We start from the raw sequence: 19068 nt of genomic DNA, 5'->3' as shown, positions 1-19068 counted from the left end.
CCGCGGGGTGCCAGGCTTCCCGCGTTATCGTTAACGACCATCGCGAGCAGGCTCGCTCCTACAGGGTTATGAATCAATTTTGAAAGCGGCTTTCCTCTTTCAGGTACCGCGACAACTCATGTTGCCACTGACAGCCAAGCAGCAGCCAAAGCAGAACCCTGGCTTTACGCGGACATAGAAATCCCGCCATCGATGCACCCTTGCGAATCAGATCCATCTCACTGCCGTTAAAACCATAGCTGGCTTGCGCGGTAGAGCCGGAACCGGTGCGGGTCGCAATGATCACCGGGATTTTTTCGGCAATGTGCTCAATCACCGTCGCCCAGCTCTGCGAGACATGTCCGGCGCCGAAACCGGCTATCACCAGCCCGTCATAACCGAGTGCAAGGATGTTTTCCAGAAGCAGCGTGTCAGCCGAGAGGGATGCCTCGAACATCGCAACCTTCTGGGTTGTCTGTTGCGGCAGGGGCAAAACCCTACGCTGAACCGGCGGACGCAGGTAGTGAACGCGGTCTTCCATCATCAGGCCTGTAGGCCCCACGACCGGAGAGGTGAACGCCTGCAACGCCAGCGAATCAGTTTTACGTACGCTTCTCGCTTGATGAATCTCCCCGTTCATCACGACCTGAACACCACGCTTTCGGCTGTTCTCGGCCAGGGCGACGTGGCATGCATCCAGCAGATTCGCCGGTCCCTCCGCCCCTGGCTGTGCTGCCGAGCGCATCGCACCGGTCAGCACCAGTGGTGCGTCGTGGGGCCAAAGGTAATCGAAAAACGCTGCCGTTTCTTCGAGTGTGTCGGTGCCTTGGGTCAGCACGACACCCACGGCGCCTTGTTTGATTTGAAAGTTTGCCCAAGGCAATACGCTCAGTAAAAGTTCGAAATCCAGTGAAGCGCTGGGGAGCAGTCCAAGGGTTTCAACGGTTACTCGGGCAAGCGTCGTCAATTGCGGTACGGACGCCAGTAGAGTCTCGCCGCTGACGGTCGGGATAACGCCTTCGCCAGCATTCCTGGCTTGCATGCTCACCGTGCCGCCGAGCGCCGCGATGGCAAGTTTGGGCAGATCCATGTGATACCTCACGTGTTCGGGAAGAGAGGTGGCTGTACCCGGTTCAGGACGGGGTACAGCCGAAGGGGCGGTGGCATTTACTCCGCGATAAGAACGCCGATCAGCGGCACGATCAGTAACGTGCTGATGGCCATGGACAGGACATTGCCGATGTAGGCATGCATATCGGCCGGCAATCGCTTGGCAATCGCACAGGCCAGAGGTGGCGCGATCAAAGCCCCCAGCAATGCACTCGAACCGATCACCTGCCAACTGCCGCCATGGGTCAGAATCGCGGCTGGCACCACTGACACCAGAGGAACGTAAGTGGGGTACCAGCCGCGCAACATCCATTGTCGACGCCAGATCAGCACCCCGATGGCCGAGGTCAGCGCCTGTGCGCCGATGATGTGCAGCAACAGACCCGATCCATACGCCGGACTCATCGGGTTCAAGGTGTAAGCCAGCAATACCCCCAGTAACAAACCGAGGCTCGCCAGTTCATTGCCGAAGAATGGCGCTTCGGAAAAGTCTGCCAAGACCCGGCGCAGGCTCCAGACGACCCCGTAGTCGGGCGCATTGGTAGCGGGTGCGGGACGCGAAGAGGGTAATGTCTTGGATTGTTCGGACTTCATCAGGCTCGGCTGGTAGCGGCAGAGCAAAAATGCCACGACACTGGCGACCGCCATGCCCAGAACATTGCCGATCAACGCTGGCAACCCCAACGGGTTACATACGTAATTGACGATCAGCAGGCACATGGGTGTGACGAGTACGGCACCCATGATTGCGCCGTTGATCGTGACTTTCCAGCCACCGCCAAACATCAGCACCATCGCCGCTGGCAGCGAGACGAACGCGGCAAATGTCGGTTGCCAGCTAGTGGCGGTCACCGTCCAACCCCACAGCACGTTACTCAGCAGCAGCCCAAGCAGTGAACTGGTGATCAGCCACGGCCAAAGCCCGGTGCCATAGGAAATGCTGAAGCCTTGCCAGGATCTCCCCGTTCGATTCGCCCAGTAGGCGAGATAGGCGCCCGCCAACAGTCCGATCGAGGCGAACTCGTGTTTGTAGAATGCCACCTCGCTGATGTCGCCGAGCACCCAACGCAACCAGGCACTCGGCTGGGGAAGGCTCGACACCATGTCGCTGTAACTCGGCCAATGGGCGGACCAGAACGAACGATTGGTGAATGAAAGCCAGATAATCAGCAGTGTCGCGCCGATCATCAGCAGGATGACCGCCACATCAAAAGGCGATCTGGGGGCAAACCGGTTTTTATCGTTTGTGTTTTCCATGAGTCAGGTCCCCCTTATCAGCGCGGGAGACATGGGTGTTGTGTGTAGCCGAGCATCTGATCGTAGAGATCGGCTCGACGATCACGATGCAGGTCGTTCAGGTTGTTCCAGATAGGAGCACTGCGGGAGCTGGTCAGGTCAATATCGGCAAACAGTATTTCCTGCTGATCTGCCGATGCTACTGCGCCAATCGGCCAGCCATTGGTCCCGGCAATCAGCGAGCATCCGAGGTAGCGGGCACCTCGTTCCTCACCGATCCGGCTGGCAGCTGCGATAAACACATTGTTGACGTGGGCAGCCGTCATCGTCAGGTACGACGCCATGCACTTGCCGGCATCGTCGAACAGCGGCGGCGGTGTCCAGACCCAGTTGTTAACGCTGCAAATGATGTCGGCGCCTTGTTGGCTCAGGATGCGCGGCACCTCCGGGAACCAGATATCCCAGCAGATCAACATTCCGATACGGCCAATGGGCGTATCAAAAACCGGAAAACCAAGATCGCCCGGTGTGAACCAGAGTTTCTCCAGATTCCATAAATGGGCTTTGCGATACTTGCCGATAAAACCGTCAGGGCCGACCAGTATTGCGGTGTTGAAGAGCCGCATGCCATCGCGCTCGGCCAGGCCGGCCACGAGGTAGACGTTGTGCCTGGAGGCGAAGTCGATCCAGAGTTGCGCGCTTGGCCCGCCGGGTATCAGCTGCGCATGGTCAAAAGCATCCTGCCGACTGCTGAAGAAATAACCGGTGCTGGAGAGTTCAGGCAGCACGATGAGGTTCGCACCGCCGGTGACCGCCTCCAGGGCCAATTCCAGGCTGCGACACAGATTTGCATCACAATTTTCAATGCCGACTTGTGGATCGAATTGCACGACTGCTACACGAACAGGGCTTGTTGGCTCGCTCATTTCGAATGACCTCTTTTTATTGTTATTCACGCTGTTTAATTGCGTGTTTATAAGAGTCGAAATGCCAAATGGTGTAAGTCAGACGCTTCCGGTAAGGCTGTAGCCTCTATCCGAAGATGTATTAGCGAGGTGTTTTTGATCACTCGATTTCGATCGCCCCCTGGGTCCCGGCATCACTGTCCGGAGCGAGCTTGCTCCGGGCGGCGCTCCGACGATGGACTCGAGAGCGCTGTGTTTAGCCAGTAAGCACGCGTTATCGTTAACGACCATCGCGAGCATGCTCGCTCCTACAGGGGGGGTGTGTTGTGTTAGAGCAGGTGCTGGGAGATCAGCTTGGAGACCTCGACCATCGAGGTCTTGCCGGTGAACTCGAATTTCACTTTGCCCAACGACGAAAAATAAATCTCCAGCTCGGAATCCAGATCAAACGTCCCCGAGGTTTCCACCGAATACGCCACGATGTTTTTATACGGCAACGAGGTGAAGTCTTTCTTACTGCCGGTGATGCCTTGTACGTTAACCGCAATGATGCGTTTGTTGGTGAACACCACGCCATCGCGCATGGACTTGTAGGAATCAATGACTTCTTCGCCGTCCAGCAGCAGGGCGGTGACGCGTTCGGCGTATTCGTCGTTTTGCTTGAGCTTGAAGAACCCTTTGTTGTTGAAGTCGATCATTGGCCATTCCCTGATTGTCAAAACACGCATCTAAGCACGACTTCATGCCATTGGGCCTGCCTTACTTTTCTCCACCGGTTGTCCGTACCGCAGTCTCGATCGCCCGCACGCTGATCGCCGCAAAGATCGCCGTGAGCAGCACGCCGTTGAAACCCAGCAATATCGCCAGTACACGCGACATCGCCAGTTTCGGCACGAGTTCGCCATAGCCGATGGTCAACCCGGTCACGAAGCCGAAGTAGATGCCGTCAAAAGGGTCCCAGCCTTCCAGGTAGCTGATGATCAGGCCGAACGTGACGATGACGACCAGCATGGTGGAAAAGATCGGCCAGACAATTCGAAGGTAATAGCCGACGGCTTTGTAGAACTCTCGACGGATGTGTGAGGTATGAGCGGGCTTCATGTCATGGGTGTCCTGGGGGCGGCAGGCGGATTGGCGGATCATTTCGTGACAGACGCAGTGGCAGCTTCACTTTAGCCTGTGTCGCCGTCAGCTGCGTTATCATCCCCCGCCTCTGTGCCTCCAAGAGTTTTTATCCCGGATGTTCCAAGTGCTGCCATTACCCGACGACCATCAATCACTGCCACCGGTCCTGGCCGGCCCGCTGTTACGGCGTCTGGAACCCACGCGGCTGGTGCTGTGGCTGGTGGGTTCACGGGCCCTGGAGCTGACGCTGCGATTGCAGGGCGTGGGCGATATTCGCCTCGATGCCGGGCAATGCACGGTGATTGCGGTGGGTACCCATGCTTTCGTGCACCTGATCGATGTAGCGCTGGACGTTGCCCTGCCTTGTGATGAGTGGGTCGAGTACGACCTGCTGATCGATGACGGGACCGGCATCGCCACCTGGGCGCCGCATCTGTTGTACGGCGATGCTACTGCGCCGAACTTCGTCCTGCGTGCTCGTATCGAGCAGTTGCTGCACGGCTCCTGCCGCAAGCCCCATCACCCGGCGACCGACGGACTGCTGTGCGTCGATGAGCTGTTGGCGCAAGACCACCCGGCCACGGACCGTCCGGCGCTGCTGATGATGAGCGGCGATCAGGTCTACGCCGACGATGTCGCCGGGCCGACCCTGCGGGCGATCCACGCCTTGATCGAACGACTGGGGTTGTTCGGTGAGCATCTGGAGGGCGCCGTGGTCAGCGACAGCGCCGCGCTTTACGGGCACGCCGCCTGTTACTACCACCGCGCGGATCTTTTACCGGCACTGCAAAGCAACGAAACCCTGCGCGAGCGGTTTTTCGGCGGCGCGCGCAAGCCGATTTTCACCAGCAGCAGTGCCGACAATCATCTGGTGACCTTCGCCGAAGTCATGGCCATGTACCTGCTGGTCTGGTCGCCGACGCCCTGGACCTTGATCGCGCCAAAAACGCCGAAACTGATCAAGGAACGGCGCGAGCGTTATGCCCTGGAACAGACGCGCATCGACGCGTTCAAGGCCGGCCTGGACAAGGTCGCGCGAGCGCTGGCGCACGTGCCGACGCTGATGATTTTCGACGACCATGACATTACCGACGACTGGAATCTTTCCGCGCAATGGGAGGAAACGGCCTACGGCCATCCGTTTTCCCGGCGCATCATCGGCAATGCGCTGCTTGCCTACATGCTATGCCAGGGCTGGGGCAACAATCCGGATGCCTTCGCCGCCGTGCTGGAAAAAACCCGTCTGCTGAGCGCCACCGGCCATGACCGCTACCTCGACAGCGATGTCCAGGACGATTTGATCAATGAACTGCTGCGCTTCCAGCACTGGCATTACGTGCTGCCCACCACGCCGGCCATGGTGGTGCTCGATACCCGTACCCGGCGCTGGCGCAGCGAGATGACCCTCAAACAACCGTCGGGCCTGCTGGACTGGGAAGCCCTCAGCGAACTGCAGCAGGAACTGTTGGATCACCCCTCGGCGATCATCGTTTCGCCGGCGCCGATCTTCGGCGTCAAGCTGATCGAAACCGTACAACGGGTGTTCAGCTGGCTAGGTTATCCACTGCTGGTGGACGCCGAGAACTGGATGGCCCATCGCGGCGCGGCCCAGGTGATCCTGAACATTTTCCGGCACTCGCGCACGCCGGGTAACTACGTGGTGCTGTCCGGCGATGTGCATTACTCCTTCGTCTACGAAGTGCTGATCCGCCACCGCAAGGCCGGCCCGCGCATCTGGCAGATCACCAGCAGCGGGATCAAGAACGAGTTCCCGCCGGCCCTGCTGGAGTGGTTCGACCGCCTCAATCGCTGGCTGTATTCACCGCGTTCGCCGCTGAACTGGCTGACCAAGCGTCGGCGCATGCGCATCGTGCCGCACGTCCCCGAACACGCCGAAGCGGGTGAGCGGCTGTGGAATTCGGCGGGGATCGGCCAGGTGTACTTCAATGAACAAGGGCAGCCACGGGATATTTTTCAGCACAACGCCGATGGCTCGCCGAAGACGCGGATGGTGGCGCCTGAAGTTGATGACTGAGGGCTGGACCGAAACCTGTGGGAGATTCTATGGTTGGGGGGGAAGCCTCTGGGCATGAAGGCAGCCTGGTTTCGCGGATGTACTCGTTTCCCTGTAGGAGCAAAGCTTGCTCGCGATGGAGGTCCGAACAACGCGATCATTCAGACCGGGCGCGTTATCGTTCACGACCATCGCGAGCATGCTCGCTCCTACAGTTGATCGGTGTCGCTCATGGACCTCACCCGAACTCTGATCATCGGTAACTCTGGCTCTGGCAAGAGCTGGCTGGCGCAACGGCTGGCTGAGCGATTGCAGGTGCCATGGACCGATCTCGACCGCATTCAATGGCTGTCCGACGAACACAGCATCGCCCGCCCCCGCGCCGAAGCCTTGGCCATGGCGCGAATCGCGGCCGAGCAAGAGCGCTGGGTGATCGAAGGGGTTTATGGCTGGATCGCCAGTGAACTCCTGCACCGGACGACTGCGCTGATCTGGTTGAGCGTTACAGACGAGGCTTGCGTCGCCAATATTCGCCAGCGTGAAGCCAACGACGACGAACGCCTGATCGCCCTGCTGGAGTGGGCGGGTAGTTATCGCAAGCGTGATGGGTCCAGCGGGTATACGGCCCATCAGCGGCTATTCGAAGGGTTTTCCGGTTGCAGAATTCAACTGATGGATCGGACTGAAATCACCGATTTCGCCAGTTCCGATTGATTTATCCTCACGGTGCTTTTTCAGATAAGGACTACACCGTTCTCGGAAACGTCCCGAGGAGGTTTCGACGATACTCAGGAGAAGCGTTGATGCGCCAATTGCACAACGACCATTCGGAGATATCGCCTTGTCAATCTGTACTCATTTCTGTACGGTCATTGCATCGAGCGAGGATTTCACTATGCACACCATCAATTACACCACCGCACGCGCGCACCTGGCTGAAACCATGGATCGCGTCAACGAAGACCGCACCCCACTGCTGGTCACCCGCCAGAAAGGCGAACCGGTGGTGATGATGTCGCTGGCGGAATACAACGCCCTCGAAGAGACCGCCTACCTGCTCCGTTCCCCTGCCAATGCCGAACGCTTGATCAAATCGATTAGCAACCTGCGCGCCGGGAAAACCAAATCTCGGCAACTCATTGAAGAATGAATATCGAGTTCACTCCTGAAGGTTGGGACGATTACCTTTGGTTTCAGCAAAACGATAAGGCAGGACTCAAACGCATTAACCTGCTGATCAAAGCCATCCTGCGTGAACCGTTCGAGGGTCTCGGAAAACCAGAACCGCTCAAACACAATTTAAGCGGCTTCTGGTCGCGCCGTATAACGGCTGAACATCGCTTGGTCTACACAATCGAAGACGGTGAGTTACGCGTTGTCATGTGCAGATACCACTACTGAACTCACCCCCCTGACAATCATCTCCACCTCCCGCTCATCAATCGTCAGTGGCGGCAACAAGCGAATGGTTTGCCCCCGCGTCACGTTGATCAGCAAACCATGATCCCGGGCGGCGATCAGGCTCAGGTCGCGGATCGGTTGCTTGAGTTCAATGCCGATCATCAAGCCCTTGCCACGGATCGCCAGGACATTAGGTTCGTCCGCCAATTCCATGCGCAACCTGTTCATCAGGCGTTCGCCCTGTAGCCGGGCATTTTCCAGCAAGCCTTGTTCCTCGATGATGTCCAGCACCGTGCAACCGACCCGACAGGCCAGCGGGTTGCCGCCGAACGTGCTGCCGTGGCTGCCGGGGGTAAAGAGTTCGGCGGCTTTGCCACGGGCCAGGCAGGCGCCAATCGGCACGCCGTTGCCCAGGCCTTTGGCCAACGTCATGACATCCGGGACGATGCCTTCGTGCTGGAAGGCGAACCACTGCCCGGTACGGCCGATGCCGGTCTGGATTTCGTCGAGCATCAACAACCAGGAGCGCTGGTTGCAGAGTTCGCGCACGGCTTTCAGGTAACCGGGTGGGGCCAGTTGCACACCGCTTTCGCCCTGGGTCGGCTCCATCAGGATCGCCACGATGCGCGAGCCGTGATCCTGGCGCACCTTGTCCAACGCCTTGAGGTCGCCGAAGGGCACTTTGACGAAATCCCCCGGCAACTTGCTGAAACCCAGGCGCACCGCCGGGCCATCGCTGGCGGACAGGGTGCCGAGGGTGCGGCCATGGAAAGCGTTCTCCATGACCACCACCAACGGTTGCTCGATGCCTTTGTGCCAGCCATGCAGCCGGGCGATTTTCAGCGCCGTTTCATTGGCCTCGGCCCCGGAGTTGTTGAAGAACGCCCGGTCCATGCCCGCAAGTTGGGTCAGCTGGCGGGCCAGCCGTTGCTGCCAGTCGATGCTGTAGAGGTTGGATGTGTGCAGCAACAGTGCGGCCTGTTCGCTGATGGCCGCGACGATTTTCGGGTGCGAGTGCCCGACGTTGGTCACCGCCACCCCGGCCACTGCGTCCAGGTATTCACGACCGGCCTGGTCCCACAGGCGCGTGCCCAGGCCCTTGTTGAAACTCAAGGCCAAGGGTTGGTAAGTGCTCATCAGGCAGGCGGCGGTCATGACATCTGGCTCCATCAAGGGTCGGTGTTTTTGCAGTATGGTTAGCCACCTGAGCTGGATAAATACTGCAATACTTCAATCATTTTAAAGTCGAGCTTGATAATGGATCTGTTCCAGGCCATGACCGTCTACGTCAAAGTGGTGGAAGCCGGCAGCATGACGGGCGCCGCATCGCAGTGCAAAATGTCCACGACCATGGTCGGCAATCACCTCAAGGCCCTTGAGCAGCGACTCGGTGTGCGCTTGCTCAACCGCACGACCCGGCGTCAGCGGCTGACCGAATTCGGCACTGCGTATTACCAGCGCTGCCTCGAAGTGTTGGGGCTGGTGGCGGATTCCGAACGCCTGGCCGAGCAAGCGGTCGATGAACCCAGCGGCACCCTGCGCATCTCGGCGCCCTTGACCTTCGGCACCGAAAAACTGGCGCCAGCCCTGAGCGAATTTGCCCTGCTCTACCCCCGGGTAAAACTCGACGTGATGCTCACCAACCGTCGTCCGGATATGCTCGAAAACGGTCTGGACGTGGCCTTTCGCCTGGGCGCCCTTGAGTCGACCAATTTGATTGCCCGCCCTCTCGTCAACTACACCCTGACCATGTGCGCATCCCCGGCATACGTGGCACGGCGCGGCGCGCCGCAGAAACCTGAAGACCTGCGCCACCACGATTGCCTGTCCTTCGCCTATCCGGCCGGCGATGACTGGCACTCGGTGGAAAAGGAATGGCGCCTGGCCGGCCCCGAAGGCGAGGTCTCGGTGGCGGTCAGCGGACCGATGCTGATCAACAGCTCGGCGGGGCTGCATCAGGCGGCGCGAACCGGGATGGGTATCGTGATGTTGCCCGATGTCCTGGTAGAGCAAGACATCCAGGACGGCAAACTGCTGGGCTTGATGCCCGGGTTCAACCCGCCGAGCCGGCCAATGAACCTGATGTATGCCCAGGATCGCTACCGCTTGCCGAAATTGCGGCGTTTCGTCGACTTCGCCGTGCAGATATGGGGCAAGCAGTAAGCATGTGATCTGCGGATAACGGCCGTCACATCCCCGCCTTCACCAGCACCGGTTTTTCCTGATAGCGGTCCGGGTACAGCTGCTTGAGCTGCGCCACCTTCGGCAAGTCGTTGATCACGATGTAGGGATAGGTCGGGTGCTCGGTCAGAAAGTCCTGGTGTTCTTCTTCGGCCGGGTAAAAACCGTTGAAGCTTTCCAGCTTGGTCACTATCGGCTTATCGAACGAATGCGCGGCGTCGAGCTGGGCAATGTAGGCCTGGGCGACCCGTTGCTGTTCGCTGCTTTTGGTAAAGATCGCCGAGCGGTATTGGGTGCCGGTGTCCGGCCCCTGGCGGTTGAGTTCGGTCGGGTTGTGCGCCACGGAAAAGTAGATCTGCAGCAAGGTGCCGTAGCTGACCTGGCTCGGGTCGAAGGTCACCTCCACCGATTCCGCATGACCGGTATCGCCACCGCTGACGCGTTCGTACTGCGCCGTATTGGCTGCACCACCGGCGTAACCGGAGACGGCGTTTTTCACGCCTTTGACATGCTGGAACACCCCTTGCACACCCCAGAAGCAACCACCGGCGAACACAGCGGTTTCGCTGCGGGCCTGGGTGGTTTCGTCGAGGGCCGGTGGTGGAAGGAGAACGGCTTCTTCAGCCCCGCCAAAGGAAAACGCCGAGCATTGGCCGATGATGCCGGAAGCGGCCAGCCCCAACAGGGTACGGCGCCAGGTGAAAAAATTTTTCATGTCACAGACTCCAGAGAAATTCAGACGGTCTTGGGCTCAAACTTCAGCGCCAGGCCGTTCATGCAATAGCGCAATCCGGTCGGTTTCGGCCCGTCATCGAAGACGTGGCCCAAATGCCCGCCGCAACGCCGGCAGTGCACCTCTTCGCGCACCACACCGTAGGAACGGTCCTGGCGGGTCGCCACGGCCTTGTCCAGCGGCGCCCAGAAACTCGGCCAGCCGGTGTGGCTGTCGAACTTGGTCGCCGAAGAGAACAGCGGCAATTGGCACCCGGCACAGGCGAACGTGCCGTCGCGGTGCTCGTTGTTCAGCGGGCTGCTGTAGGCCCGTTCAGTCCCTTCTTCGCGGAGGATTTCATATTGTTCGTCGCTAAGGATGGCGTGCCATTCGCTGTCGCTGTGAGTCACTTCGAACGCCTCGGCCGCGCTGGCGTCACTGATCAGCGCAGTGTCCGTGGAGAATCTCGGCAACAGGCCGATAGCCAGGGCCGCAACGCCCAGGCCGCCGCTGGCGAAAAGGAATTGCCGGCGTGAAAAGCGTGGTGAAAGCATGGCCGTCTCCAAAAATTCCAGGGGTCTTTCATGGAGCACAGCCTAGTCTTGGCTTGATCGCCAAATCCTCACGGGAAGTTAAACAATTCGTGATAACTCGGGCCATGAAAAACCCGCACAATGCCAATGCCAATTCCAACGCCACTGTAGGAGCGAGCATGCTCGCGATGGAGGCCAACGATGACGCGGGGTGCCTGGCGCCCCGCGGCGCTCTCAGGTTTCTCGCGAGCATGCTCGCTCCTACAGTGGCAATAGTGGCAATAGGGCAATACGCACAATGCGCAGAAGGATTGAGCTGGATGGAACAGACCAAACGCGTCCTCGTGGTCGAGGACGACCTGCATATCGCCGACCTTATCTGCCTGCACCTGCGTGACGAGCAGTTCGAGGTGGTGCACAGCGCCGATGGCACTGAAGGCATGCGTCTGCTGCAACAGGGCAACTGGGATGCGCTGATCCTCGACCTGATGCTGCCCGGTGTCGACGGCCTGGAAATCTGCCGCCGGGCCCGCGCCATGGCCCGCTACACACCGATCATCATCACCAGTGCGCGCTCCAGTGAAGTGCACCGGATTCTCGGCCTGGAACTCGGTGCCGACGATTACCTGGCCAAGCCGTTTTCCATGCTCGAACTGGTGGCCCGGGTCAAAGCATTGCTGCGCCGGGTGGATGCCATGGCACGCAACCTGAAGATGGACGCCGGCAGCCTGCTCACCGACGGCCTGGCCATCGACCCGATCACCCGCGAAGTGTCCCTCGACGGCCGTCGACTGGACCTCACGCCCCGGGAGTTCGACTTGCTGTACTTTTTCGCCCGCCAGCCGGGCAAGGTGTTTTCGCGCATGGACCTGCTCAACGCCGTCTGGGGTTACAGCCACGAAGGCTACGAGCACACCGTCAACACCCACATCAATCGCTTGCGCGCCAAGATCGAAGCCGACCCGGCGCAACCGGCGCGCATCCTCACGGTCTGGGGTCGCGGCTATAAATTCGCCACCGGGGAGGAACCGCAGCCATGAGGCTGACCCTGACGCAGCGCCTGTCCCTGGTGTTCGCCGTGCTGCTGCTGGTGTGCTGCGGCACCTCGGCGTGGCTGCAGGTGCGCTCCAACCAGATGCATGAACAGGAAGTGGTGCAAGGGTTGTCCCGGGACCTGGCGCAACACATTGCCCGCGACACGGTGCTGATGGACACCCAGGGCCTGATGCCCGATGCCGTGCGTGATCTGTTCAGCAAGCTGATGCAGGTCAACCCCAGTGTCGAGGTGTACCTGCTGGACACCGAGGGCAAGATTGTCGGCAGTGCCGCGCCCGAAGGCCGGATTCGGCGCGAGCGCGTCGACCTGGCGCCAATCCAGCGTCTGCTCCGGGGCGATGCTTTGCCGATTGCCGGTGATGATCCGCGCAGTGTCGATGCGCGCAAGGTGTTCAGCGCTGCACCGCTGAAGGTTGATGGCAAGCCGGCGGGTTATCTCTATGTGGTACTGCTGGGTGAAGACCATGATCGCCTGGCCGAGCGCGGCGCCACCAGCGCTGCGCTCAATACCGCCCTGCTGTCCATCGCACTGGTCGCGCTGCTGTGCCTGATTGCCGGTCTCACCGCGTTTGCGCTGATCACCCGGCCATTGCGTCGCCTCACCGAAACCGTCAGCCAGTTCGACATCGATGGCGTCCCGGTCTCGCCGGCCCTGCCCGTCACCGTGGAAAAAGCCGCCAGTCACGACGAAATCGCTGTGCTCGATGCCGCGTTCCGGCAGATGCAGGCGCGCCTGGGCGAACAATGGCGCTCGTTGACCCGCCAGGACCAGGAGCGCCGCGAACTGGTGGCGAACATCTCCCACGACCTGCGCACGCCGCTGGCCTCCTTGCACGGCTATCTGGAAACCCTGTCACTCAAGGACGCCACGCTGTCCGCCGCCGACCGCCGTCGCTACCTGGGCATCGCCCTGGATCAAAGCCGCAAGGTCGGCGGGCTGGCGCAGTCGCTGCTCGAACTGGTGCGACTGGAGCACGGCTTCGTGCAACCGGTGCTGGAGCGGTTTTCCCTGACCGACCTGGCCCAGGACATTTTCCAGAAATTCGAACTGACGGCCGAGGCGCGGCAGGTCGAATTGAAGGCCACCTTCGCCCCTAACGTTTCTGCAGTCTGCGCTGATCTGGGATTGATCGAGCGGGTGCTGACCAACCTGTTCGACAACGCATTGCGCCATACCCCGCCAGGTGGCGAGATCGAACTGGGCTTGCGTCCGCAAGGATCATTCATTGAAGTGACTGTCAGCGACACTGGCCCTGGTATCGCGCCCGAACTGCGCGAAGGGCTGTTTTTGCGGCCGTTCAATATTGGTGGCGCACGACGTGATGGCGGGTTGGGGTTGCGGATCGTGCACCGCATCCTGCAATTGCATGGGCTTGAGATTCAGTTGATCGACAGGCCGGGGCGTGGGGCGACGTTTGGTTTTTCCTTGCCGATCGATGAACAGACCGCTGCGGCATTGGCGGTGCGGTCGATGAATCTCAATACGCCGGGGCAGGCCTGACAGACTGTGGCGCGCCCCATCGCGGGCAAGCCTTGCTCCTACAAAGTCCGAGTCGCCTACAGATTATGCGAACAACTCGAAATCTGTAGGAGCAAGGCTTGCCCGCGATGGCGTCAGCTGACTCAACGAAGGGACTGGATCAGTCCCGATACCCCGGCGCCACCCGATCCAGCAATCTCAACAACGCCGCCCAGGCCAATTGCATGGCATCAGGGTCGCTCAACTCGCCGTCATCCAGCGGTCGCCCCGGCTCATTGAACTGGCGCTCGGTATGCGCGCAAACTTCTGCCGGCGGCAATACCAACTCACCAGCAGCCATGGCCGCCAACTGAATGTCGCAGGCCTTTTCCAGGTAGTACATGCGCATGAACGCCTGCCCTACCGACTCACCCACCGTCAGCAGGCCATGATTGCGCAGCATCAGCACCGACTTATCGCCCATGTCGGCCACCAGCCGTTGCTGCTCGCTCATGTCCAGGGCCACACCTTCGTAGTCGTGGTAGGCAACGCGCTCGTAGAACTCCATGGAAATCTGATTCACCGGCAACAACCCGCACTTGAGTGCGGCCACCGCACAACCGGATCGGGTGTGGGTATGCAGCACGCATTGCGCATCTTCCCGGGCTGCATGGATCGCGCTGTGAATCACAAAACCGGCCGGGTTCACCGGGTATGGCGACGGTTCCACAGCGTTGCCGTTGAGGTCGATTTTCACCAGGTTCGACGCAGTGATCTCATCGAACATCAGCCCGTAGGGGTTGATCAGAAAATGATGCTCCGGCCCCGGAATGCGCACCGAGATGTGGGTGAAGATCAAATCGGTCATGCGCAAATGCGCCACCAGTCGATAACAGGCGGCGAGTTCTTCGCGCAAACGTTGTTCGGTCGGATTCATGCGCTCGCCTTCACGGTGCAGGCCTCAAGCCCCTGGCCCAAGGCCTCCCAACCGTCAAAGCCACGACGGGCGATGAACACCAGCCGAGTGGTATCGGCGCCGGCTTCATCCGTCGCCGGCAGAAACTGACTGCGCGTGCCGACATGTTGCAGCCAGTGCGCCTTGTTGCCCTGCGCCAGTTTCACCAGCCCCTTGACCCGGAACACATCGCTGGGCAGCGCCTGCAACCAGCCGCGCAATCCTTCGGCATCAAGGGCCGCGTTGCTCTGCCACAACCAACTGCTGAACATTTCGCCGTGATCGCCATCGGATACCCGTGTCAGCGGTTTCACTGTGCGAGGTTCAAGCTCCAGATCGGTATCGAGCCACAGCGCATCCGGCAACTGCGCCTGCACGCTTTCATGCACTCGAGTCCTGAGCCCCAACGCCTCGCGCAATGCCTGCAACTGCGCCTCGTCGACCAGATCGGTCTTGTTCAACAGCAGCAAGTCGGCAGCGGCCACTTGTGCCCGCGCCAATCGTGCGTATTCACCTTCCAATTGCAAATGACGGGTGGCATCGACCACCGTGATCACCATGTCCAGTTGCATCTGGCTGCGCAATTGCGGGTAGGCCAGGGTCTGCACGATGCGCTGTGGATCGGACACCCCGCTGCACTCGATGACAATGCGCTCCAGCCGCGGCTGCAATTGAGCCAGGCTGCCGAGTTGGGCCAGCAGGTCTTCCTGCACGGTGCAGCAGATGCAGCCGTTTTGCAGGCTGTACACGGCGTCGGTCACCTCGGAAACGATGGCGGCATCAATGTTGAGCTCGCCGAAATCGTTGACGATCACCGCCAGGCGGCTACCTTCGGCACGGCGCACCATGCGGTTGAGCAAAGTGGTTTTACCGGCGCCCAGAAAGCCCGAAACGACGGTTACGGCGATACGTGGCGTGGTCATTGCGCCTTGCCCTCCAGCACCGGTGGTTCGCCCTGCCAAACCGCCTTGAGGCCAACGGCCTCCAGTGTCGAATGACGGTCGTAGACCAGTTGCCCTTCGACGAAGGTCAGCAGCACCTGGGTCTTGTGGATGTAGTTGCGCGCAGGTAAAGCGAACAGGTCACGGTCGATCACGATCAGGTCCGCCGACTTGCCCACTTGCAGACTGCCGGTGCTGTGCTCCAGGCCCATGGCCACGGCGCCGTTGCTGGTGATCACGGTCAGCGCCTGTTCGAGGCTGATCGGGTCACCGAAGCAGGCCGGGTCGTCGTTCCACGGGTTCTGCCGGGTGATCATGGTTTCCAGCGCCAGCCACGGGTCGATGGACGCCACCGGCCAGTCGGTGCCCATCACGGCGGTGCCACCCGCGGCGAGCACGCCCTTGAAGTCGTAGATGCGCTTGAGCCGTTCCTGGCCGTAACCGGAACGCGCACCGCTGGCGAACGGTGTCGGGTACCAGGCTGCCGGGGAAAATTCGGCGATGACATTCAGTTCCTTGAAGCGCGGCAGGTTGCCCGGGTGCAGCAAGGTGCTGTGGGCGCACTGGTGACGCACACCGCTGAAACCGTTGCGCCGACGCGCCTCGGCCACCGCGTCGAGGAACACGTCGGACGCGCCGTCGCCGGTGCAGTGGGCGATGACGCGAATGCCCTTGCGGTCCATGTCCACCACCATGTCGGTGATGTGCTCCGGGGTCAGGTTGAGCTTGCCGCGCCAGCTCGATTCCTGCGGCCATGGGGTCAGCAGGTACGAAGACTTTGGCTCCACGGTGCCGTCGAAGTGGAACTTCACCGCGTTGGCACTCAGGCGTGCGCTGCGATAGTAGTGACGCTCGCCCGCCAGCAGTTCCCAGCGACGACGTACCGGGAAGATGTCGTCCTGCCAACTGATCGCCGCTTCGATGCGCACGGTCAGTTCACCGCTGTCATCCAGTTCCTTCAGGGCCTGCAAGCGCTGTTCGCAGACGTGCACGTACTTGCTCGCCGTCACCCCGCGCGAGCTCTGGAAGTGCACGCCATCGCGATAGGCACGACGCAGCACGCTGACCGGTGTCGGCGGCATGGCGGCGTGGATCATCGCGTAAGCGCCGTCGATCATCAGGCCGGTGGGTTCGCCGGTCAGTTCGTCACGCTCGAAATAACCGTTGCGCGGATCTGAGGTGTGGCGGTCGATACCGGCCAGTTCCAAAGCCTTGGAGTTGACCATCATGGTGCCCCACATGCGGTCGAGCAGCGCCACGGGACGGTCGGGCATGACGCTGTCGAGCCAGGCACGACCCGGGGTCAGGCCGGCTTCGCGGAAGGTGTAGCGCACCCAATATTGCCCGTAGATCCAGCCGTCGCCCGGATGACTGTCGGCATAGGCCAGGATGCTTTCGCGCAGTTGCTCGGGCGTCGGGTCTTCGATGCCGACATCCAGGTCGTCGCTGTAGCGCGGCGCCAGCGCCAGGTCGGGATGGGTGTGCATGTCGTGCAGGCCGGGCATGCAGAACGCGCCTTGCAGGTCATGCACACGGGTGTTCGGGCCCTTGAACATTTCGATCTGGCTGAGGCCGGCGACACCGATCAACTTGCCATCGCGAATCGCCACCGCCTCTGCCCATGGGTTGGCAGGGTCCTGGGTGTAGATGCGACCGTTGGCGAGGATCAGGTCGGCGTAGGTCCCCTGCACGGAATGGGTAGAGGAAAAGTTATCGGACTCAGCCATGTAAGCCACCTTTGAGTTCAGGGAGATTGAAAGGTCCACCGCGCGTTGTGCGTGCCGGGGACCTGAAAAAATTGTTGTTGTTTTAGTCGGCAAGAAAGGTCGCGGCATCCACCTCGATCATCACCGGTTCGACGCTGTTGCCCAGTCGACCCAACAGCTCGCGCAGGCTTTGCAGATTGCTCGCCCGGTGATGAGTGATGTGGCAGCTTTGAGCCAGGGCGGCGAAGTCCGGCGTGAGGATGTCCACCCCCAGCAACGGCACCGCCTTGACGTTCATGTAGTCGCGGATTTCGGCGTAGCTGCTGTTGTTCCACAGCAGCAGGATCACGCCGACGCCCGCTTCCTTGGCGGCGATCAGTTCGGCGCTGGAAAACTGCAAGCCACCGTCTCCGACCAATGCCACCACCGGGCGCGAGGGTTGCGCGAGCTTGGCGCCGATGGCGGCGGGCAAACCGTAGCCGAGGGTGCCGTAGCCGCTACCGGCGTTGAACCAGCTGTTGGGTGTAGGCGCCCGGTAGCCCAGGGCGCCCTGGTACACCGGCTGGGTCGAATCACCGACGATCAGCGGTTGTGGCAAGTGATCGCGCAGCGTATCGAGCAACGCTTGCATGCGACTCTGCTTCGCCGTCCAGCCAGCCTGTTCGAGGGCATTGACCCGACGCACCCGTTCAGCGGCCCAGGCGTCATCGGCCTGGCGTTTCGGCAGTTGCTCGAGTAACGCGAGCAAGCCTTGTTCGGCGTCACCCAACAAGCCGATCGTAGCCGCTTGGACGCCGAGTATTTGCAGCGGATCGATGTCCAGGCGAATCAGCGGCGCCTTGAACTGCAATGGGCCAAGCCCGAAAAAGTCGTAGTCAGTTTCCCCAAGCTCAGTGCCGACAGCCAGCACCACGTCGGCCTCGGCGAACAGCTCGCGGCCGTGGGCCGAGGACTGCACACCGTCGAGCAATAACGGATGCTCGGGGGCCAGCAAGCCACGGGCGTTGGTGGTCAATGCCACGGGTGCCTGCAGACGTTCGGCGAGCGCGGTCAGGGCCTCGGTAGCCCGGCGCGCGCCACCACCGGCGAGGATCAATGGACGCTTGGCGCACTGGATCAATTCGACGGCAGTGGCGATGGCCTCCGGTGCCGGAGCCGGTGCTGCCGGCAACGCCCGCGGGCGCAAGTCCAGGCCATCGGCAGACATTTCCAGCACGTCCAGCGGAATCTCGATGTGCACCGGTCGTGGCCGCGTGCAGCCGAACAAGGCGAAAGCCCGCGCCAGCACTTCCGGCAATTGCGCCGGGTGCTGCAGGGTATGGCTGAAGGCGCAGACTCCGGCCACCAGTGCGCGCTGATCCGGCAACTCATGCAGGTGACCGTGGCCCAGGCGCAAGTGTTCGCGACGGTTGCAGGTGGAGATCACCAGCATCGGTACCGAGTCCGCATAAGCCTGGCCCATGGCGGTGATGATGTTGGTCATGCCGGGCCCGGTGATGATGAAACACACCCCCGGCTTGCCGCTGGCACGGGCATAACCGTCGGCCATGAACCCGGCGCCCTGTTCGTGGCGCGGGCTGACGTGTTTCAGCTTGCTGCCGTGCAAGCCGCGATACAGCTCGACGGTGTGTACGCCGGGAATGCCGAAGACGGTGTCGACGCCATAGCCTTCCAGCAACTGAACGAGCGCCTGGGCACAACGGGTCATGCAGCACCTCTTTTGATGATGGGCCAAGCGACCCAATGACAATTGGC

19 protein-coding genes are annotated in these 19068 nt (G+C 60.9%); 7 read left to right on the top strand and 12 right to left on the bottom strand.

Going from position 1 to position 19068, the window contains the following annotated elements; translation table 11 throughout:
- Positions 1 to 73 precede the first annotated feature (73 nt).
- From ACA058_RS04745 to ACA058_RS04725, 5 genes are all read right to left on the bottom strand, one after another.
- The gene (locus ACA058_RS04745) at positions 74 to 1069 is read right to left on the bottom strand and encodes an asparaginase (protein WP_497638082.1); all 996 of its coding nucleotides are present in this window, start codon (positions 1067 to 1069) and stop codon (positions 74 to 76) included.
- Between the two features lie 77 nt (positions 1070 to 1146).
- A complete protein-coding gene (locus ACA058_RS04740) occupies positions 1147 to 2346 on the bottom strand; it encodes a hypothetical protein (protein ID WP_497638081.1) in 1200 nt (399 codons plus the stop codon).
- Between the two features lie 17 nt (positions 2347 to 2363).
- Positions 2364 to 3251, bottom strand: a complete 888-nt coding sequence (locus tag ACA058_RS04735; protein ID WP_497638080.1) for a nitrilase family protein — start codon at positions 3249 to 3251, stop codon at positions 2364 to 2366.
- A gap of 308 nt (positions 3252 to 3559) precedes the next feature.
- Positions 3560 to 3928, bottom strand: coding sequence for a PH domain-containing protein (locus tag ACA058_RS04730; RefSeq protein ID WP_497638079.1), 369 nt, complete (start codon positions 3926 to 3928; stop codon positions 3560 to 3562).
- Positions 3929 to 3989: 61 nt separating this feature from the next.
- On the bottom strand, positions 3990 to 4331 hold the full coding sequence (locus ACA058_RS04725; RefSeq protein WP_497638078.1) for a potassium channel family protein: 342 nt from the start codon (positions 4329 to 4331) through the stop codon (positions 3990 to 3992).
- Between the two features lie 139 nt (positions 4332 to 4470).
- On the opposite strand from ACA058_RS04725, the gene ACA058_RS04720 reads away from it, so the two are divergent.
- The 4 genes from ACA058_RS04720 to ACA058_RS04705 all read left to right on the top strand — a co-directional run bounded on the left by ACA058_RS04720 (position 4471) and on the right by ACA058_RS04705 (position 7770).
- Positions 4471 to 6390 carry an alkaline phosphatase D family protein gene (locus ACA058_RS04720; RefSeq protein WP_497638077.1) on the top strand — a complete coding sequence of 640 codons (1920 nt, stop codon included), beginning with the start codon at positions 4471 to 4473 and terminating at the stop codon, positions 6388 to 6390.
- 210 nt (positions 6391 to 6600) lie between these two features.
- On the top strand, positions 6601 to 7083 hold the full coding sequence (locus tag ACA058_RS04715) for a P-loop NTPase family protein (RefSeq protein ID WP_497638076.1): 483 nt from the start codon (positions 6601 to 6603) through the stop codon (positions 7081 to 7083).
- Positions 7084 to 7264: 181 nt separating this feature from the next.
- A complete protein-coding gene (locus ACA058_RS04710) occupies positions 7265 to 7519 on the top strand; it encodes a type II toxin-antitoxin system Phd/YefM family antitoxin (RefSeq protein WP_497638075.1) in 255 nt (84 codons plus the stop codon).
- Positions 7516 to 7770 (top strand): Txe/YoeB family addiction module toxin, encoded by a 255-nt coding sequence (locus ACA058_RS04705; protein WP_008057655.1) that lies wholly within the window; start codon positions 7516 to 7518, stop codon positions 7768 to 7770. The genes ACA058_RS04710 and ACA058_RS04705 overlap by 4 nt, the downstream gene beginning before the upstream one ends.
- Here the strand turns inward: ACA058_RS04705 and ACA058_RS04700 are convergent.
- Positions 7738 to 8925 (bottom strand): aspartate aminotransferase family protein, encoded by a 1188-nt coding sequence (locus ACA058_RS04700; RefSeq protein WP_497638074.1) that lies wholly within the window; start codon positions 8923 to 8925, stop codon positions 7738 to 7740. The genes ACA058_RS04705 and ACA058_RS04700 overlap by 33 nt on opposite strands.
- 102 nt (positions 8926 to 9027) lie before the next feature.
- Here ACA058_RS04700 and ACA058_RS04695 point away from each other — a divergent pair, with 102 nt between their 5' ends.
- Entirely contained in the window at positions 9028 to 9933 is a 906-nt protein-coding gene (locus ACA058_RS04695) for a LysR family transcriptional regulator (RefSeq protein ID WP_497638073.1), read from the top strand.
- Between the two features lie 25 nt (positions 9934 to 9958).
- Here ACA058_RS04695 and msrA read toward each other — a convergent pair whose 3' ends face one another.
- Together msrA and msrB are read right to left on the bottom strand one after the other, a co-directional pair.
- Entirely contained in the window at positions 9959 to 10666 is a 708-nt protein-coding gene (gene msrA, locus ACA058_RS04690) for a peptide-methionine (S)-S-oxide reductase MsrA (RefSeq protein ID WP_497638072.1), read from the bottom strand.
- A 20-nt stretch (positions 10667 to 10686) separates the two neighbouring features.
- Entirely contained in the window at positions 10687 to 11217 is a 531-nt protein-coding gene (msrB, locus tag ACA058_RS04685) for a peptide-methionine (R)-S-oxide reductase MsrB (RefSeq protein WP_497638071.1), read from the bottom strand.
- 299 nt (positions 11218 to 11516) lie between these two features.
- Between msrB and ACA058_RS04680 the strand changes: the two genes are divergently transcribed.
- Both ACA058_RS04680 and ACA058_RS04675 read left to right on the top strand, forming a co-directional pair.
- Entirely contained in the window at positions 11517 to 12236 is a 720-nt protein-coding gene (locus ACA058_RS04680; protein WP_497638070.1) for a response regulator transcription factor, read from the top strand.
- Positions 12233 to 13753 carry a sensor histidine kinase gene (locus tag ACA058_RS04675; protein ID WP_497638069.1) on the top strand — a complete coding sequence of 507 codons (1521 nt, stop codon included), beginning with the start codon at positions 12233 to 12235 and terminating at the stop codon, positions 13751 to 13753. Before ACA058_RS04680 ends, ACA058_RS04675 begins: the two co-directional genes overlap by 4 nt.
- 139 nt (positions 13754 to 13892) lie before the next feature.
- On the opposite strand, the gene ACA058_RS04670 is transcribed toward ACA058_RS04675, so the two are convergent.
- From ACA058_RS04670 to ACA058_RS04655, 4 genes are all read right to left on the bottom strand, one after another.
- Positions 13893 to 14648, bottom strand: a complete 756-nt coding sequence (locus tag ACA058_RS04670) for a class II aldolase/adducin family protein (RefSeq protein ID WP_497638068.1) — start codon at positions 14646 to 14648, stop codon at positions 13893 to 13895.
- A complete protein-coding gene (locus ACA058_RS04665) occupies positions 14645 to 15589 on the bottom strand; it encodes a CobW family GTP-binding protein (protein WP_497638067.1) in 945 nt (314 codons plus the stop codon). Before ACA058_RS04665 ends, ACA058_RS04670 begins: the two co-directional genes overlap by 4 nt.
- Positions 15586 to 17334: an amidohydrolase gene (locus ACA058_RS04660; protein ID WP_497638066.1), complete on the bottom strand. Its 1749-nt coding sequence runs from the start codon at positions 17332 to 17334 to the stop codon at positions 15586 to 15588. Before ACA058_RS04660 ends, ACA058_RS04665 begins: the two co-directional genes overlap by 4 nt.
- Before the next feature lie 82 nt (positions 17335 to 17416).
- Positions 17417 to 19021 (bottom strand): 5-guanidino-2-oxopentanoate decarboxylase, encoded by a 1605-nt coding sequence (locus ACA058_RS04655; protein ID WP_497638065.1) that lies wholly within the window; start codon positions 19019 to 19021, stop codon positions 17417 to 17419.
- Between the last annotated feature and the right edge of the window lie 47 nt (positions 19022 to 19068).

The organism is Pseudomonas sp. LBUM1649, assembly GCF_059716155.1.
The sequence above is the reverse complement of the archived record's forward strand: the minus strand, read 5'-3'. Positions and strand labels throughout refer to the sequence as shown.

Excerpts from the sequence above, each read along its gene's own strand:
- ACA058_RS04655 (WP_497638065.1), bottom strand. The coding sequence starts at position 19,021 with ATGACCCGTTGTGCCCAGGCGCTCGTTCAGTTGCTGGAAGGCTATGGC.
- ACA058_RS04705 (WP_008057655.1), top strand. The coding sequence starts at position 7,516 with ATGAATATCGAGTTCACTCCTGAAGGTTGGGACGATTACCTTTGGTTT.
- ACA058_RS04735 (WP_497638080.1), bottom strand. The coding sequence starts at position 3,251 with ATGAGCGAGCCAACAAGCCCTGTTCGTGTAGCAGTCGTGCAATTCGAT.
- ACA058_RS04700 (WP_497638074.1), bottom strand. The coding sequence starts at position 8,925 with ATGACCGCCGCCTGCCTGATGAGCACTTACCAACCCTTGGCCTTGAGT.
- msrA (WP_497638072.1), bottom strand. The coding sequence starts at position 10,666 with ATGAAAAATTTTTTCACCTGGCGCCGTACCCTGTTGGGGCTGGCCGCT.
- ACA058_RS04660 (WP_497638066.1), bottom strand. The coding sequence starts at position 17,334 with ATGGCTGAGTCCGATAACTTTTCCTCTACCCATTCCGTGCAGGGGACC.
- ACA058_RS04730 (WP_497638079.1), bottom strand. The coding sequence starts at position 3,928 with ATGATCGACTTCAACAACAAAGGGTTCTTCAAGCTCAAGCAAAACGAC.
- ACA058_RS04720 (WP_497638077.1), top strand. The coding sequence starts at position 4,471 with ATGTTCCAAGTGCTGCCATTACCCGACGACCATCAATCACTGCCACCG.
- ACA058_RS04670 (WP_497638068.1), bottom strand. The coding sequence starts at position 14,648 with ATGAATCCGACCGAACAACGTTTGCGCGAAGAACTCGCCGCCTGTTAT.
- ACA058_RS04680 (WP_497638070.1), top strand. The coding sequence starts at position 11,517 with ATGGAACAGACCAAACGCGTCCTCGTGGTCGAGGACGACCTGCATATC.
- ACA058_RS04715 (WP_497638076.1), top strand. The coding sequence starts at position 6,601 with ATGGACCTCACCCGAACTCTGATCATCGGTAACTCTGGCTCTGGCAAG.
- ACA058_RS04725 (WP_497638078.1), bottom strand. The coding sequence starts at position 4,331 with ATGAAGCCCGCTCATACCTCACACATCCGTCGAGAGTTCTACAAAGCC.
- msrB (WP_497638071.1), bottom strand. The coding sequence starts at position 11,217 with ATGCTTTCACCACGCTTTTCACGCCGGCAATTCCTTTTCGCCAGCGGC.
- ACA058_RS04695 (WP_497638073.1), top strand. The coding sequence starts at position 9,028 with ATGGATCTGTTCCAGGCCATGACCGTCTACGTCAAAGTGGTGGAAGCC.
- ACA058_RS04665 (WP_497638067.1), bottom strand. The coding sequence starts at position 15,589 with ATGACCACGCCACGTATCGCCGTAACCGTCGTTTCGGGCTTTCTGGGC.
- ACA058_RS04675 (WP_497638069.1), top strand. The coding sequence starts at position 12,233 with ATGAGGCTGACCCTGACGCAGCGCCTGTCCCTGGTGTTCGCCGTGCTG.
- ACA058_RS04745 (WP_497638082.1), bottom strand. The coding sequence starts at position 1,069 with ATGGATCTGCCCAAACTTGCCATCGCGGCGCTCGGCGGCACGGTGAGC.
- ACA058_RS04710 (WP_497638075.1), top strand. The coding sequence starts at position 7,265 with ATGCACACCATCAATTACACCACCGCACGCGCGCACCTGGCTGAAACC.
- ACA058_RS04740 (WP_497638081.1), bottom strand. The coding sequence starts at position 2,346 with ATGGAAAACACAAACGATAAAAACCGGTTTGCCCCCAGATCGCCTTTT.